The organism is Cupriavidus sp. FW305-F7, from assembly GCF_058782875.1.
Window position 1 is genome coordinate 40,253 of record NZ_JBYSYC010000050.1, and the last position, 14,484, is coordinate 54,736.

Here is a 14,484-nt window from a genome sequence, read left to right on the forward strand (position 1 = left end):
GCGGGTTTGCATGGTGGCAAGTTTACGTGACTCGCCCCGGCTTGGCGAGGCGCAGGCTGCGGCACATGCCGCGGCAAATGCATGACCCGGGCCCAAAGCGTACCCGTTTCTGCGTGCATCGGTCAGTGCACCGTGCGGTACGCGGCAAAGTGCGCTAGGCTGAAAGCTCCCCCGCAGGAGAACCCCATGCCACGTCATCCAGTGCTCGAGCGGGTCACCGCCCGCATCGTCTCCCGCAGCGCCGCCTCGCGCCAGGCGTACCTTGACCGCACCCGCGCCATGGCCGGGCAGAAGGTCGAACGCGCGCAGCTTTCCTGTACCAACCTGGCCCATGCGGTGGCTGCCATGCCTGACGCCGCGAAGATTCGTCTGAAGGCCGACGAGCGGCCCAACCTGGCGATCGTCTCGGCCTACAACGACATGCTGTCGGCGCACCAGCCGCTGGCGGCTTTCCCCCAGTGGCTCAAGGAAGCGGCGCTCGAGGCCGGCGGCACCGCGCAGTTTGCCGGCGGCACGCCCGCGATGTGCGACGGCGTCACGCAGGGCCAGGACGGCATGGACCTGTCGCTGTTCTCGCGCGATGTGATTGCGCTGGCCACGGCAGTGGCGCTGTCGCACCAGATGTTCGATGCCGCGCTGTACCTGGGCGTGTGCGACAAGATCGTGCCCGGGCTGGTGATGGGCGCGCTGTCGTTCGGCCACCTGCCGGCCGTCTTCGTGCCGGGCGGGCCCATGACCACCGGCATCAGCAACGACGAAAAGGCGCACACGCGCCAGCTCTACGCCGAAGGCAAGATCGGCCGCAAGGAACTGCTCGAGGCCGAGACCCGCTCCTATCACGGCCCCGGCACCTGCACCTTCTACGGCACTGCTAATTCCAACCAGATGCTGATGGAAATGATGGGCCTGCACCTGCCGGGCACGGCCTTCGTCAACCCCAACACGCCGCTGCGTGAGGCGCTCACGCGCGAGGCCGCGCGCCAGGCGCTGAAGCTGGTGCACGGCGGCGAGCGCTATACGCCGGTGGCCGAGGTGTTGGACGAGCGCGCCTTCGTCAACGGCATCGTCGGGCTGCTGGCCACCGGCGGCTCCACCAACCACACGCTGCACCTGATCGCGATGGCGCGCGTGGCCGGCATCGTGCTGGGCTGGGACGACTTTGACGAGCTCTCGGCCGTGGTGCCGCTGCTGGCCCGCGTGTACCCGAACGGCAAGGCCGACGTGAACCAGTTCCAGGCGGCCGGCGGGCTGCCCGTGGTGATCCGCGGGCTGCTGTCGCTGGGCCTGGTGCATGACGACGTGACCACCATCGTCGGCCGCGGGCTGCAGGATTACACGCGCGAACCCGTGCTGCGCGACGGCAAGCTGACGTGGATCGACGGCCCGGCCGCGCCGCTCGATGACAGCATCGTGCGTGGCGCCGACGCGCCCTTTGCGCCGGACGGCGGCATCAAGGTGCTGGACGGCAAGCTGGGCCGCGCGGTGATCAAGACCTCGGCGGTCAAGGCCGAGCACCAGGTGGTGGAGGCACCGGCGATCGTGTTCGAGCATCAGGACGATGTGCTGCACGCATTCAAGCGCGGCGAGCTGGAGCGCGACTTCGTTGCGGTGCTGCCGTGGCAGGGCCCGGCCTCGTGCGGCATGCCCGAGTTGCACAAGCTCACGCCCACGCTGACGGTGCTGCAGGACCGCGGCTTCCATGTGGCGCTGGTAACCGACGGGCGCATGTCGGGCGCGTCGGGCAAGGTGCCGGCAGCCATCCATGTCTGCCCCGAGGCGCTGCACGGAGGCGCGATCGGGCGCGTGCGCAGCGGCGACATGATGCGCGTGGATGCGCCCGCGGGCGTGCTCGACGTGCTGGTGCCGGATGACGAATGGCAGGCGCGCGCGCCTGCCCGTCCGGACCTGAGCGCCAATCGCCACGGCGTGGGCCGCGACCTGTTCGCCACCTTCCGCCGCCATGTCAGCACTGCGGAAAGCGGTGCCTGCACGCTGTTTTCGGACGAGGGCGACGAAAACAATCTGCAGCGCTAGCCCAGGTGCTGTACCGGCTGGCGCGGCGCCGCGCCGGTCGGGTGCGGCGCGCCCGCCGCTGGCGCGCTGTCGGCCACCTTCACCGCACCCGGCACCGAAGCGGCGCCCGGCACGTGCAATTCCTGGATCGGCACCGCCAGCTTGCTGCCGGCCTGTTCCAGCGCGTGCTTGATGCGCTCGTAGAACGCGAAACGCACGTTCCAGTAGTCGTCATTCGAGGTCCAGTAGCGCACGTTCAGCGTGATGCCCTGCTGCGTGTAGTTGACCACCATGGTCTCGGGCGTGGGGTCGGCCAGCAGGCGCGGCTCGCGCGCGAGCATTGCGCGCAGCGCTTCCAGGCTGCGCTGCACATCGCTGTCGAAGGTCACCGTGGCTTCGATGTCAGCGCGCCGCGTGGCGTTCTCGCTGTAGTTGGTGATGGCGCTGCCCCACAGCTTGCCGTTGGGCACGCGCAGGCACACGCCGTCGAAGGTGGTCAACTCAGTCATGAAGAGGCCGGTCTCGCGCACGGTGCCGGCCACCCCCTGCGCATCGATGTACTGGCCTACGCGGAACGGCCGCAGCAGCACCAGCATGATGCCGGCGGCAATATTCTGCAGGGTGCCCTGCAGCGCCAGCCCGATGGCCAGGCCCGCGGCGCCCAGCATGGCGATGATGCTGGCGGTCTGCACCCCGAACTGCGACAGCACCAGCACGATGGTCAGCACGCGCACCATCCATTGCAGCGCGTTGGCCAGCAGCGGGCGCATGGTTTCGTCCACGTGCGTGCGGCTGAGCGCGCGCCGGGCCGCCCGGCCCACGCGGGCCGACAGCCACCAGCCGGCCATCAGGATCAGGATGGCTGCCAGGCAGTTCATGCCCTGGTTGATGGCGAACTGGACCAGGTAGGTCCAGCCCGCCTCCAGCTTGTTGGCATCGATGAAGTTCAGGTCCATGGGAGCGGCTCCGTTTGCGGTTGTTATTGAGGAGACAGGCGGTGCTGCGTACCCGTTTCTGCGTGCGGCAGCGGGCTGCCAGGTTACCCTCAGGCGGCTGGCAGAAAACTTCCCGCCGGGGAAATTGCCGTACGTTGCAAACGCGATGTAAGACGATCACCGACAATGCCGACACGGCAACCCAGTTAGGGAGACAAATAAGGCGGGAATTGGTTTCCGGCGATTGCGGTTCGCGCTTGCGTGCCGACGCGCCAGCCCTTGTGCAATCAAGGCTGGCGGCGGATCAGAAAAATCCGAGCGAGGGAGGGACCAGGAGCAGCCAGGCCAAGCCTGGTGCGGCGGGCCAGCTGTGCTGGCACAACTTTCAGCGACGAAAGTTGGCGAAGGGGTGTCGGCGATACCGCCGTGCGGGCACCGGCAGGGACGCAGAAACGGGTACGCTCCCTGCCCTGCCCCGGCAACGGGTCAGGCAGGATGGTCGTGCAGCCGGTCGCGCGCGGCCAGCGCAGGAAAGAACCGCATCCACAGCGCCACCACCAGCAGCGTGCCGACGCCGCCCAGGATCACCGCGCCCACCGGGCCCAGCAATGCCGCGGTGACGCCGGACTCGAACTCGCCCAGCTGGTTCGAGGCGCCGATAAACACCGAATTGACGGCACCCACGCGCCCGCGCATGTCGTCCGGGGTGTCGAGCTGGACCAGTGTGGAGCGCACCACCACGCTGATCATGTCCGAGGCCCCCAGCACCACCAGCGCCACCATCGACAACGGCAGCCAGGTCGATACGCCGAACACCACGGTAGCCACCCCGAACAGCGCCACCGCGCCGAACATGATGCGCCCGGCGCGCCGGTTCAGCGGATGGCGCGCCAGCCACAGCGCCATCACCAGCGCGCCGACTGCCGGCGACGAACGCAGCAGCCCCAGGCCCCACGGGCCGGTGTGCAGGATGTCGCGCGCGTAGATCGGCAGCAGTGCCACGGCGCCGCCCAGCAGCACCGCGAACAGGTCCAGCGAAATCGCGCCCAGCAGCACCGGGCGGCTGCGGATATAGGCAAACCCCGCAAACACCGTTCGCACGCTGACCGGCGCCGTCAGGCGCTGCGCGGCCTGGCGCAGCGTGATGCCGCTTACCAGCACGGCAGCAATGGCAAAGAGCGTGGCACTCAGCCCATAGACCACGCCCGGCCCGGCCACGTAGGCAAAGCCGCCGATGGCCGGGCCGATGATGATGGCGGCCTGCCCGGCGGAACTGGCCAGCGCCACCGCGCGCGGCAGCTGGCGTGGCGTCACCACGCTGGGCAGCAGCGCCTGCAGCGTGGGGGTCTCGAACGCGCGCGTGGCGCCGATCAGCGCGACGAAGACAAAGATGTGATGGCTGTCGATCCATCCGCTCAGGCTGGCCACGGCCATGCCGGCGGCCAGCAGCGCCTCGATCGCCTGGCAGGTGCGCACGATGCGGCGCCGGTCGAAGCGGTCGGCCACGTGCCCCGACATCAGGATCAGCACCACCGACGGCAGGAACTGCACCAGCCCGACCATGCCGAGCATCAGCGGGTCGCGGGTCAGGTCATACATCTGCCAGCCGACCGCCACCGTAAAGATCTGGTAGCCAATCGTGGTGCACAGGCGTGCGAACCAGTAACGGCGGAAAACGGCGTCGCCGAAGACGCTGTCCGGCGCGGCGGCCTGGACGGTGGCAGGGGAAGACATGGATACGGGAGGGAGGCGGAGATGGCTGCGCACCGCACAGCGCCGCCGTGCCATTGAGGACGCCACGACAGCCTTTGCAGTGCACAAAGGCAAGATTCTAAAGCGCCTGCTGAATACCTGCATACAGATGCCCACACGCGCACACCTACCGAAAAAATCGTTGGTAATTCACCTCTTCTAGGTGTCCGGATGTCTGCACATTGATGCACAGAAACCACAATCCCGGGCGGCGGGTGCTGGCCGTTTCGCTTCTGAGAATCACTCGCATTCATAATCGCGGCCCATTGGCGCGGCCGCCCACGACGTCCCTCCCCTTGGCTTGCGGAACGCGCTGCTTCTCAGGAATCTCATCTTGCAGCCCGCTTTCCGCCTTTCCGGGGGTGCCATCGGCGCCGCCCTGCTGTTCGCCCAGCTTGCCGCCCTGCCGGCCCACGCCGCTGATCCCGCACCTGTCTCCGCGCCTGCCGCCAACCCCGAAGCCACGCTGAACACCGTCACCGTGGTCGGCAACTGGCTGGAGAACGCCAACGAGGCCAAGGTGCTGGAGCACCCCGGCGCGCGTACCATCGTCGACCGCGAGACCTTCCAGGAAGCCGGCGCCAACAATGTGCGCGAGGTGCTGCGCCGCATCCCGGGCGTGCAGGTGCAGGAGAACAACGGCACCGGCGGCAGCGATGTGTCGCTCAACGTGGGCGTGCGCGGGCTGACCTCGCGCCTGTCGCCGCGCTCGACCATCCTGATGGACGGCGTGCCGCTGGCAGTCGCGCCCTACGGCCAGCCGCAGCTGTCGATGGCGCCGCTGTCGCTGGGCAACCTGGAAACCATCGACGTGGTGCGCGGCGCCGGCTCGGTGCGCTACGGCCCGCAGAACGTGGGCGGCATCATCAACTTCGTGACGCGCCCGGTCCCGAAGCTGTTTGCGGCCGATGCATCGGTATCGACCGACATCTACAGCCATGGCGGCAGCGTCAAGACCAACCCGACCGCATTCATCGGCGGCACCAACGACAACGGCCTGGGCGGCGCGTTGCTGTACTCGGGCATCCATGGCAACGGCTATCGCGAGAGCAACGACCACGTCAATATCGACGACCTGATGCTCAAGGGCGCGTACCGGATCTCGAAGACCGATGAACTGAGCGCGGCCTTCCACTACTACGAGGGCAGGGCCGGCATGCCCGGCGGCCTGACTTCGGCCCAGTATGCGGCCGACCCGTTCCAGTCGGTGCGGCCCTACGACAATTTCGACGGCCGCCGCAGCGACTTCAGCCTGAAGTACAGCCACAACGACAACAACCGCAAGTTCGAGGTGCTGACGTACTACACCGACAGCTTCCGCGGCAGCAATATCGAGCAGCAAGGCACCGGAGCGCAGGCCAACCTGCGCCGCCTGACCGCGGCGCCGCGCAACTACCATACGTTCGCGATCGAGCCGCGCTACTCGCAGCTGTTCCGCGGCGAGAGCATGAGCCACGAGGTCAGCGTCGGCTACCGCTTCCTGCGCGAAGCCAGCGACGAAAAGGCATCGCGCACGCTGTTCTACACCCCGGGCACCGTCGACCCCACCACACTGCCGTCACCGGTGTACCAGTCGCGCACGGGCGGCACCACCGCCAATGCGGTCTATCTCGACGACACCATCAACGTCGGCAGCTGGACCATCACGCCGGGCTTGCGCTACGAGTTCATCCGGTCGTACGTGACCGACAACTTCAGCGGCGCGCGCAACGACGTCTCGTCCAACGAGCCGCTGCCGTCGCTGGCGGTGATGTACCACGTCAGCGACCAGTGGAAGCTGTTCGCCAATGCCGGCGTCTCGTTCGGGCCGCTGCAGTACTTCCAGATCGCGCAGACCACCAACGGCCTGACCCCCGAGAAGGCCAAGACGTATGAGGTCGGCACGCACTTCAACGCCAACGGCTGGGGCGGCGAGCTGACGCTGTTCAATATCGATTTCGACGACGAGCTGCAGCTGCGCGGCGGCACCGGCGGCGCGCCGGATGCGTGGACCAACCTCGGCGCCACCACCCACCGCGGCGTGGAATCGTCGCTGCGCTATGACTTCGGCGCGCTCGACAAGTCGCTGGCCGGCCTGTCGGCGTACGCGACCTACACCTTCACCGAAGCCACCTACAACCAGGGCAACTTCGCCGGGCGCGACCTGCCGTTCTATTCGCGCCACGTGGCCACCGTAGGCATGCGCTATGCGCGCAACCGCTGGGCGCTCAATGTCGATGGCTTTGCCCAGTCGAAGCAGCATTCGCCGGGCGATCCGAGCACGTCGACCAGCTACCAGACGGCGGAAAGCGCAAACGGTGCGCTGGGCGATATCCCGGGTTATGCGCTGCTGAACATGCGGCTGGGCTATGACTTCGGCAAGTCGGCGCAGAATCTGAAGGTTGCGGTCGGGGTGAAGAACGTGTTCGACAAGCGCTATTTCACGCGCTCGACGGACAACAATGCGGGCAAGTATGTGGGGATGCCGCGGACGTTCTATATCCAGGCGTCGCTGGCGTATTGAGGCGCTGTTCAGCGCCACCGCCCCCTTCAGGAATACAAAACGGCTCGCCAAGGCGAGCCGTTTTGCACGTTCAGCGATGGGATCGTTAGACGATCTCGCGCGTCTCCAGGAACTGCAGCTCCGGGAACCGCTCCTGCGTCAGCCTCAGGTTCACCATGCTCGGCGCCAGATACACATGGTCGCCCGCGCCATCCAGCGCCACGTTATGCCCCGCCTTGGCGATCAGCTTCTCGATCTCCGCGGGCGCGCCCTTGAGCCAGCGCGCGGTCGCGCATTCATGCGATTCGAAAATGGCATCGACGCCGTACTCATGCTCGAGCCGGTGCGCGACCACGTCGAACTGCAGGATACCGACCGCGCCCAGCACCAGGTCGTTAGAGGCAAGCGGGCGGAACATCTGCGTGGCGCCCTCCTCGGCCAGCTGCTGCAAACCCTTCTGCAGCTGCTTGACCTTGAGCGGGTTGTTCAGGCGCGCGCGGCGGAAGAATTCTGGCGCAAATGACGGGATGCCGGTGAACTTGAGCGGCTCGCCCTCGGTGAAGACATCGCCCAGACGGATGGTGCCGTGGTTGGGCACGCCGATGATGTCGCCGGCGTAGGCTTCTTCCGTCGTGTTGCGGTCCTGCGCCATGAAGGTGATGGCGTTGTTGATCGCCACGGTCTTGCCGGCGGACACGTGCAGCAGCTTCATGCCGCGCTCGAAACGGCCCGAGCACACGCGCACGAAAGCGATGCGGTCGCGGTGGCGCGGATCCATATTGGCCTGGATCTTGAAGACGAAGCCGGTGAACTTGGGCTCCTGCGGCTCGACCACGCGCGAATCCGTATTGCGCGCCAGCGGCGGCGGCGACAGCTCGCACAGCGCATCCAGCAGCGACTGCACGCCGAAGTTGTTGATGGCCGAACCAAAGTAGACCGGGGTCTGCTTGCCGTTGAGGAACGCATCCTTGTCGAAAGTGTGCGAGGCACCGCGCACCAGCTCGATCTCGATGCGCAGCTCTTCGGCCTGGCTGCCCAGGATGCGGTCCAGCTCCGGGTTGTCCAGCCCGTCCAGGATCGCGGCCGTGCCCTTCTCGCCGTGCGGATCGAACAGCTGCACCTTGTCATCGATCAGGTGGTACACGCCGCGGAAGGCCTTGCCCATGCCGATCGGCCAGGTCATCGGCGCGCACTGGATCTGCAGCACCTCCTCGATCTCGTCGAGCAGCTCGATCGGCGAACGGCCTTCGCGGTCGAGCTTGTTGATGAAGGTGAGGATTGGCGTGTCGCGCAGGCGGCAGACGTTGAGCAGCTTGATGGTCTGCGCTTCCACGCCGTTGACCGAGTCGATCACCATCACCGCGGAGTCCACCGCGGTCAGCGTGCGGTAGGTGTCTTCAGAGAAGTCCTCGTGGCCCGGGGTGTCGAGCAGGTTGACGATATTCTCCTGCGCCTTGCCATTAGCGGTCTCCCGGCGGTAGGGGAACTGCATCACCGACGAGGTCACCGAGATGCCGCGCTGCTTTTCCAGCTCCATCCAGTCCGAGGTGGCGTGGCGGTCGGCCTTGCGCGCGCGCACTTCGCCCGCGACCTGGATGGCGCCGCCGAACCACAGCAGCTTTTCGGTCAGGGTGGTCTTGCCCGCATCGGGGTGGGAGATGATGGCAAAGGTGCGTCGACGCGCAATTTCAGAAACGAGCGAGCTCACGGCAGCGGAGTTTGACTGGGAAATATTGGATGGCCCGGCGGGCGGCCGGGCCAGGGCCGGCAGCGCCCGCAGGCGATGGCGGGGCCGGGCTCTGCGGGCACGCGAAGGGAATGGGGCGCTATTTTACCGGTTTTGCGCACCGCTCCGGGTTTGTGGCGGCCCGGTTCGCCAAGTTATTCCGCCAGCTTATCCGCCGGCTTGCCGCGCAGGCTGCCGAACTGCAACGCGTACTGGCGCGTCAGTTCCGCGCCGAAAAAGAAGATCTGTGCCGAGTAATACACCCACAGCATCAGCGCCACCACCGAGCCCGCGGCCCCGTACGACGAGGCCACTGCGCTGTTGCCCAGGTACAAGCCGATCAGCCGCTTGCCGACCGAGAACAGCAACGCGGTGATGACCGCGCCCATGGTGACGTCGCGCCAGGCAATGCGCGCGTTGGGCAGCATCTTGAAGATCACCGCGAACAGCGCCGTCACCACGGCAAAGGAAAAGGCGGTGGAAATCACATCAGCCACCGGCGCGAACCACGACTGCGTCCACAACTGGCCCCAGAGGCGCTCCACCACGGCCAGCGCCGCGTTGACGATCAGCGACACCAGCAGCATGAAGGCCAGCACCAGCACCAGGCTGAACGACAGCAGACGCGCGCGCAGCAGTTGCTGCCAGCCCGCGGTCGCGGGCACTGGCACATGCCAGATGTCGTCCAGGCTGCTCTTGAGCTCGGCAAAGGCGCTGGTGGCGCCCACGAACAGGATGGCCGTCGCCACCAGCGCCGCCATGCCGCTGCCGCCGGCGCGGTGCGTGGCCGCCAGGATTTCCTGGATGGCCGCGGCGCCCTGCTCGCCCACCAGGCCTTCAAGCTGCGAGAAAATCTCGCCGCGCGCCGCCTCGGCGCCGAAAAACAGGCCGGCGATGGAGATCACCAGCACCAGGATCGGCGCCAGCGAGAACAGCATATAAAAGGAGAGCGCCGCCCCCTTGCTGGCCGCCCGATGCGCGAACCAGGAGTTGATGGCGGCGGCGACCACGCGCAGGGTGCGCGTGCCGGTATGGCGGTCCGGCAGCCAGTGCGGGCGGCGCCGGCGGGGCTGTGGCGCCGCGTTGCCGGCGGAAGTGGACGGGCGTTCGGTGTTGTCGGTCACGGCCTGGTGCTGGCGCGATGCGCCAGGCGGATCGCGGGTGCGTTGCGCATGCCTTCGCGTCACGGTCTGTGCGGCGAGGGCCCGTGCGTTCATCATACTGCGCATTGCACGCTGCCCCAAGCCGGCGCAGCGGGGCAACCTGCTACAGTAGGACGAGGCACACCTGCCGGCGCAACCCGTGCCCGCGCGCCGGCGCAAGGAGGCACCGTGACCTGCAACCTCCGCACGCGCCCAGCGGCCGTGCTACTGATCATCGGGATGCTGGGCTGCGCTGGCTGCGAACGCAGCCAGCCGGGCCCCAAGCCCATTTCCGGCACAGCGGCCAGCGCCACCCCAGGCGCGCCCGCCACGCTCAATCCCGCCGACACACCAGGCGCGCCGGCCTCCGGGCAGCCACGCTGACGGCGCTACAGGCACTGCAAGCATCGACCAGGGCGTACCCGTTTCTGCGTGACCCATCGGCGGCCGGCGCAGGTGTTGTCGGGCCGCGCCCGCTGCAACACCGGTTTCAGGCGTGCAACGCGTTGCAAGGCCGCGCGTGCGGGCGTGGCGCAGCGCGTTATCCCGCACCCGGCGTACGCAACGGGCAGCCTGCGCCACACCAGCGCGGCCATCACGCGCGCCGCCGCGCGCAGGGCGCGTTGCAGCGGCGAAACCAATTGGTCTGCCACTGCGCCCCGGAGCCTGCCCGCGCTCGCCCCGCACGCCGCAAACCCGCGTGGCATAAGCCTTTGCGGCCCTTGGCACACTTGTCGCTCAGGCTGGACAGGGGCACATGTGTCCGTGTCCGTTGAACCCGTCATTGCATGCAGGAGAAAACCCAGCCATGCGTCATCCGCCATCACGCATGACGGCGCGCCGGCGCTCCTACCGGCTCGCAGGTCCACCGCCATCGGTGGTGGATCTGCTGTCGTCGCCGCTGTTGCCCCATCCGCGTGCGCGCACTCCGCCCGCCGCGCCAGCCGCACAAGGCGCGGGCTGCGCAGCGACGGCAAGGCAGGGGGTTGCCAGGACTGCCTTCCGGCGCCATGCGGGCAAGCGGCGCGCGTGACCGCAGGCAGCATCGGCGACGCAGGCATTCGCGGCAGGCTAGCGCCGCAAACAGAATGATGCGGGCACACGAGCCAGCGTGCCCGCGCGGATTTGGTGCTCCGTCCCCCGGCGGGCACCGTTTTTTCCACAGGGAGGCACCCACCATGACAGCCGGAATGCTTGCCGCCACGGTGCTGGCGGTGTTCTCAAGCAGCGCCGCGGCGGCAAGCTATGCCTGGTTCGACCGCCCCGAAGCAGCCAGCGCCAACAGCCACGCGGCGGTTAGCAATGATGTCTACGTGCGCGGCTTTGGCTGGGCCTGGGGGGAACTGCAGCTATCCCCGGACACATCGTCCGGTGCCGCCATGCCAACGCCAGGGCGGCAAGCGCGCGACAAGCCGGAGCGCGGCGCGATCGTGCCGTGGCGCCAGCAAGACGAGAACGGGCCGCCGCGCCATCCGCGCGGCAAGCTCAGCATGAACCTTGCCGCCGAGCCGATGGATGCGGCCAGCGGCGGGTCCGGGGCCAGCCAGCCCCGTGCGGTGGTGCGCTGACGTGCCGACGGGCACGAGGAAAGGCGGAACCGGCGAGCGGACGTCGCCTGTTCCCCTTTCCTGCGGCGCCTGGGATTGCGCCCGGCCAGCGACAAGCTGCGCCAGCTGAGGCCCGCCAACCGCCAACCGCGCCAACCGCCAACCGTTTACTCGCCCGCCGTCGGCTGGCTCTCCACGCGAATGTTGTGCTTGTGCATGAGCCGGTACAGCGTCACGCGCGAGACATTGAGTTCGCGCGCGGCCGGCACCACGTGAAAGCCGTGGCTGGCCATCACGGTGCGGATGGCCTCGCGCTCGGCCTCTTCGCGGATCGCGTCGAGGGTCTTGCGCGGCAGTTCCGCCCCGCCATGCAGCTGCAGGTCTTCGGCGGTGATCTTGCGGTTGTCGGTCATCACGATGGCGCGGCGCACGCGGTTGATCAGTTCGCGCACGTTGCCCGGCCACGCGTACTGCATCATTGCCTGCGTTGCGCAGGCCGAGAACCCACGAATGCGCCGGTGCGCCTCGTGCCCGTGCTCGGTCAGCACCGCGTTGGCCAGCTGCAGGATGTCTTCGCCGCGCTCGCGCAGCGCCGGGATGGTCAGCGTCAGCACGCACAGCCGGTGGAACAGGTCGGAACGGAAGCGCCCGTCGGCCTGTGCCGCCACCAGGTCCACGTGCGTGGCCGAGATGATGCGCAGGTTCAGCGGGATCGACTGGTGTCCGCCCAGGCGGGTGATCATGCCCTGCTGCAGGAAACGCAGCAGCGCCACCTGGCTTTCCAGCGGCAGGTCGCCGATCTCGTCCAGGAACAGCGTGCCGCCCTGCGCCTGCTCGATCCAGCCGATCTTGCGCTGGTTGGCGCCGGTGAACGCGCCCTTTTCATACCCGAACAGCTCGGACTGCACCAGGTGCGACGGAATCGCACCGCAGTTGATGGCGATGAACGGTCCCTTGCGCCGGCTCGAGGCATCGTGGATCGCCTGCGCGGCGAGTTCCTTGCCGGTGCCGGACTCGCCGGAAATGAACACCGGTGCCTCGTTGTGCGCCACCTTGGCCAGCGAGCGGAACATCGCCCGCATGGCCGCGCACTCGCCGATCATGGTGCCGCGCGAGGCGGTCTCCTGCGGGCGCACGCCGTGCAGCGATGCCATGCCCTGCGCATGCTTGAGCGTGTAGAGCAACTCTGGCATCGAGAACGGCATGCGCACGTAGTCGACGCAGTAGTCGCGGATCAGCCGGCGCACGCGCTCCTGCGCCAGCATTTCATCGGAGGTGATGGCCACCCACGTAATGTGCAGGTACTGCAGTGCCTGTTCGAGCTGCGCGAACTCGGCATCGCTGTAGTCGGACTGCAGGTCGATCACGCCGGCCATGGGCGGGCAGGCCCGCACCACGCGTTCAAGGTCGCGAATCTGCTGGACCCGGCGGATTTCCCATCCCGTGGCGCTGCCAGACGGGTCAAAACCAAAATCTTCATGACGCGACACGACCACGATCTGTGCAGTGCGTGACGCCTTGCACAGTCGGTCCATCACGATCTCCCGGACGTTAGGCTTGTTTTTGGTTCCGGCACCCGTGTCCGCCGTCGCGGCCTGGGGCCGCGGCGGACGGTGGGGCTGAACTGGCTGCGGGCACGCACCCGCGCGCGACGTCGGTATCACGAGCTGGACAGACTGCGGAGTTGCTCATCGGGCGCGGCAAGGTAGTCCGCACCTGCCTGGAGCTGATCGCGGATACGCCGCCGCACAGTCTCCTTTTCACGCATCAACTCCAGGCGCGGCGCCTGCGGCGACTGGCCGGAGTATTGGTAGTAGAGCGTCTTGTAGGTCAGCTGGCTCAGGATCCATTCCTGCAGCAGCGTGCGCTGGCGTGCCAGTTCGCCCTCGAGCAGGCGATGGCGGCGCAACAGGTTGGCCACGGCCGCGCGCGCGCTGTCGCTGAGTTCGCTGTCTTCGGCAAGCAGGGCGGCCACGTCGGCCGTCGCGCCCTCTTGGACTGCCCGCTTGCTGGGCGCTTCGCCTGTGGCTTCCCCCACGGCAGCCCAGGCATGATGGATGGATCGGATGGAGCGGTTATTAGTCTCCCTAACAGGCCCGATGGCGGGTCGCCGGATCTCTCCTGCGGTCATGATAATCCCCGTTGAACAACATCCCCCGGCACTACACGTCTGCGGTTACCACTTGTCAGTCTTTGAGCTAGTTTTTTGTCTGCGTGGCGCGCGTGTTTCCCGCACGCTCCCGGATGGTGGCTATGCCGCCTTGTTGACGGTCTGGTCCGAAATGTCCCCCGACTGGCGAACGGCGCTCAAGCGCTCTCGGTTGGCTCCGACATCCTGCCGCATGCACCGGAGTCAAGAAGGGGCGCCTTGCCGCGCCCCTCTTTGCCACGTCTATAGTTCAGTGCATTTGGGGCACTTTGTCCAGCCCCGCGTGGGTGGCTTACAGCCAATCTCATACTTTGGTATGAGGCCGCGCGCACACTACCCGCTGGCCTGCGAATACACACTTTTCCGGCACATTCCCGGCGGCCAACGTTAGCACATATGCTACGCAGAAACGGGTACGCTTTCACACCCCCGAACGGGTGATAACGGCCCCGTCTCCGCGGGGAATGGCAAGCCGCGCCCCATGCCGCGAGGGCGTGGCGGACTGTCACGCAGAAACAGGTACGCCCGGCCTGTGGGCCCGCCTGCGCGGCACGCAGAAACGGGTACGGCTGGCGAATGCGGGACGGCGCTGCGGCACCGCCCAGCATCACGATGGCAATATCATGACAGCGGCGCACCATGAAAAAAGGCGGCCCTGGCCGCTAATGCCGTTCAGTTAAGTCTGAACGGCATTTTTCTTTGCAGGGGTTGTAAACAAGGTGTCGAGCTGTTAACTTG

Annotated in this window: 10 protein-coding genes; 4 read left to right on the forward strand and 6 right to left on the reverse strand. The window is 67.3% G+C overall.

The window, feature by feature from the left end:
- Positions 1-186 precede the first annotated feature (186 nt).
- On the forward strand, positions 187-2,034 hold the full coding sequence (gene edd, locus AC3WL8_RS33120) for a phosphogluconate dehydratase (protein ID WP_013954089.1): 1,848 nt from the start codon (positions 187-189) through the stop codon (positions 2,032-2,034).
- On the opposite strand, the gene AC3WL8_RS33125 is transcribed toward edd, so the two are convergent.
- Together AC3WL8_RS33125 and AC3WL8_RS33130 are read right to left on the reverse strand one after the other, a co-directional pair.
- Positions 2,031-2,969, reverse strand: a complete 939-nt coding sequence (locus tag AC3WL8_RS33125; RefSeq protein ID WP_211979512.1) for a mechanosensitive ion channel family protein — start codon at positions 2,967-2,969, stop codon at positions 2,031-2,033. The genes edd and AC3WL8_RS33125 overlap by 4 nt on opposite strands.
- 465 nt (positions 2,970-3,434) lie before the next feature.
- Complete coding sequence (locus AC3WL8_RS33130; RefSeq protein ID WP_010811158.1) at positions 3,435-4,682, reverse strand: MFS transporter; 1,248 nt, start codon at positions 4,680-4,682, stop codon at positions 3,435-3,437.
- Positions 4,683-5,034: 352 nt separating this feature from the next.
- On the opposite strand from AC3WL8_RS33130, the gene AC3WL8_RS33135 reads away from it, so the two are divergent.
- Positions 5,035-7,203: a TonB-dependent receptor family protein gene (locus AC3WL8_RS33135; protein ID WP_041228759.1), complete on the forward strand. Its 2,169-nt coding sequence runs from the start codon at positions 5,035-5,037 to the stop codon at positions 7,201-7,203.
- Positions 7,204-7,288: 85 nt separating this feature from the next.
- Here AC3WL8_RS33135 and AC3WL8_RS33140 read toward each other — a convergent pair whose 3' ends face one another.
- Positions 7,289-8,890: a peptide chain release factor 3 gene (locus AC3WL8_RS33140; RefSeq protein ID WP_211979513.1), complete on the reverse strand. Its 1,602-nt coding sequence runs from the start codon at positions 8,888-8,890 to the stop codon at positions 7,289-7,291.
- A gap of 173 nt (positions 8,891-9,063) precedes the next feature.
- Entirely contained in the window at positions 9,064-10,137 is a 1,074-nt protein-coding gene (locus tag AC3WL8_RS33145; protein ID WP_013954094.1) for a YihY/virulence factor BrkB family protein, read from the reverse strand.
- A 102-nt stretch (positions 10,138-10,239) separates the two neighbouring features.
- On the opposite strand from AC3WL8_RS33145, the gene AC3WL8_RS33150 reads away from it, so the two are divergent.
- Complete coding sequence (locus AC3WL8_RS33150; RefSeq protein WP_235205753.1) at positions 10,240-10,434, forward strand: hypothetical protein; 195 nt, start codon at positions 10,240-10,242, stop codon at positions 10,432-10,434.
- A 794-nt stretch (positions 10,435-11,228) separates the two neighbouring features.
- Positions 11,229-11,618 (forward strand): hypothetical protein, encoded by a 390-nt coding sequence (locus tag AC3WL8_RS33155; RefSeq protein ID WP_013954096.1) that lies wholly within the window; start codon positions 11,229-11,231, stop codon positions 11,616-11,618.
- Between the two features lie 146 nt (positions 11,619-11,764).
- On the opposite strand, the gene AC3WL8_RS33160 is transcribed toward AC3WL8_RS33155, so the two are convergent.
- The gene (locus AC3WL8_RS33160) at positions 11,765-13,132 is read right to left on the reverse strand and encodes a sigma-54 dependent transcriptional regulator (RefSeq protein WP_013954097.1); all 1,368 of its coding nucleotides are present in this window, start codon (positions 13,130-13,132) and stop codon (positions 11,765-11,767) included.
- A gap of 125 nt (positions 13,133-13,257) precedes the next feature.
- Positions 13,258-13,728: a hypothetical protein gene (locus AC3WL8_RS33165; RefSeq protein WP_211979515.1), complete on the reverse strand. Its 471-nt coding sequence runs from the start codon at positions 13,726-13,728 to the stop codon at positions 13,258-13,260.
- Positions 13,729-14,484: the final 756 nt, after the last annotated feature.

Coding starts and splice junctions, on each gene's coding strand:
- AC3WL8_RS33145 (WP_013954094.1), bottom strand. CDS start 10,137: ATGCGCAGTATGATGAACGCACGGGCCCTCGCCGCACAGACCGTGACG.
- AC3WL8_RS33155 (WP_013954096.1), top strand. CDS start 11,229: ATGACAGCCGGAATGCTTGCCGCCACGGTGCTGGCGGTGTTCTCAAGC.
- AC3WL8_RS33125 (WP_211979512.1), bottom strand. CDS start 2,969: ATGGACCTGAACTTCATCGATGCCAACAAGCTGGAGGCGGGCTGGACC.
- edd (WP_013954089.1), top strand. CDS start 187: ATGCCACGTCATCCAGTGCTCGAGCGGGTCACCGCCCGCATCGTCTCC.
- AC3WL8_RS33130 (WP_010811158.1), bottom strand. CDS start 4,682: ATGTCTTCCCCTGCCACCGTCCAGGCCGCCGCGCCGGACAGCGTCTTC.
- AC3WL8_RS33165 (WP_211979515.1), bottom strand. CDS start 13,728: ATGACCGCAGGAGAGATCCGGCGACCCGCCATCGGGCCTGTTAGGGAG.
- AC3WL8_RS33160 (WP_013954097.1), bottom strand. CDS start 13,132: ATGGACCGACTGTGCAAGGCGTCACGCACTGCACAGATCGTGGTCGTG.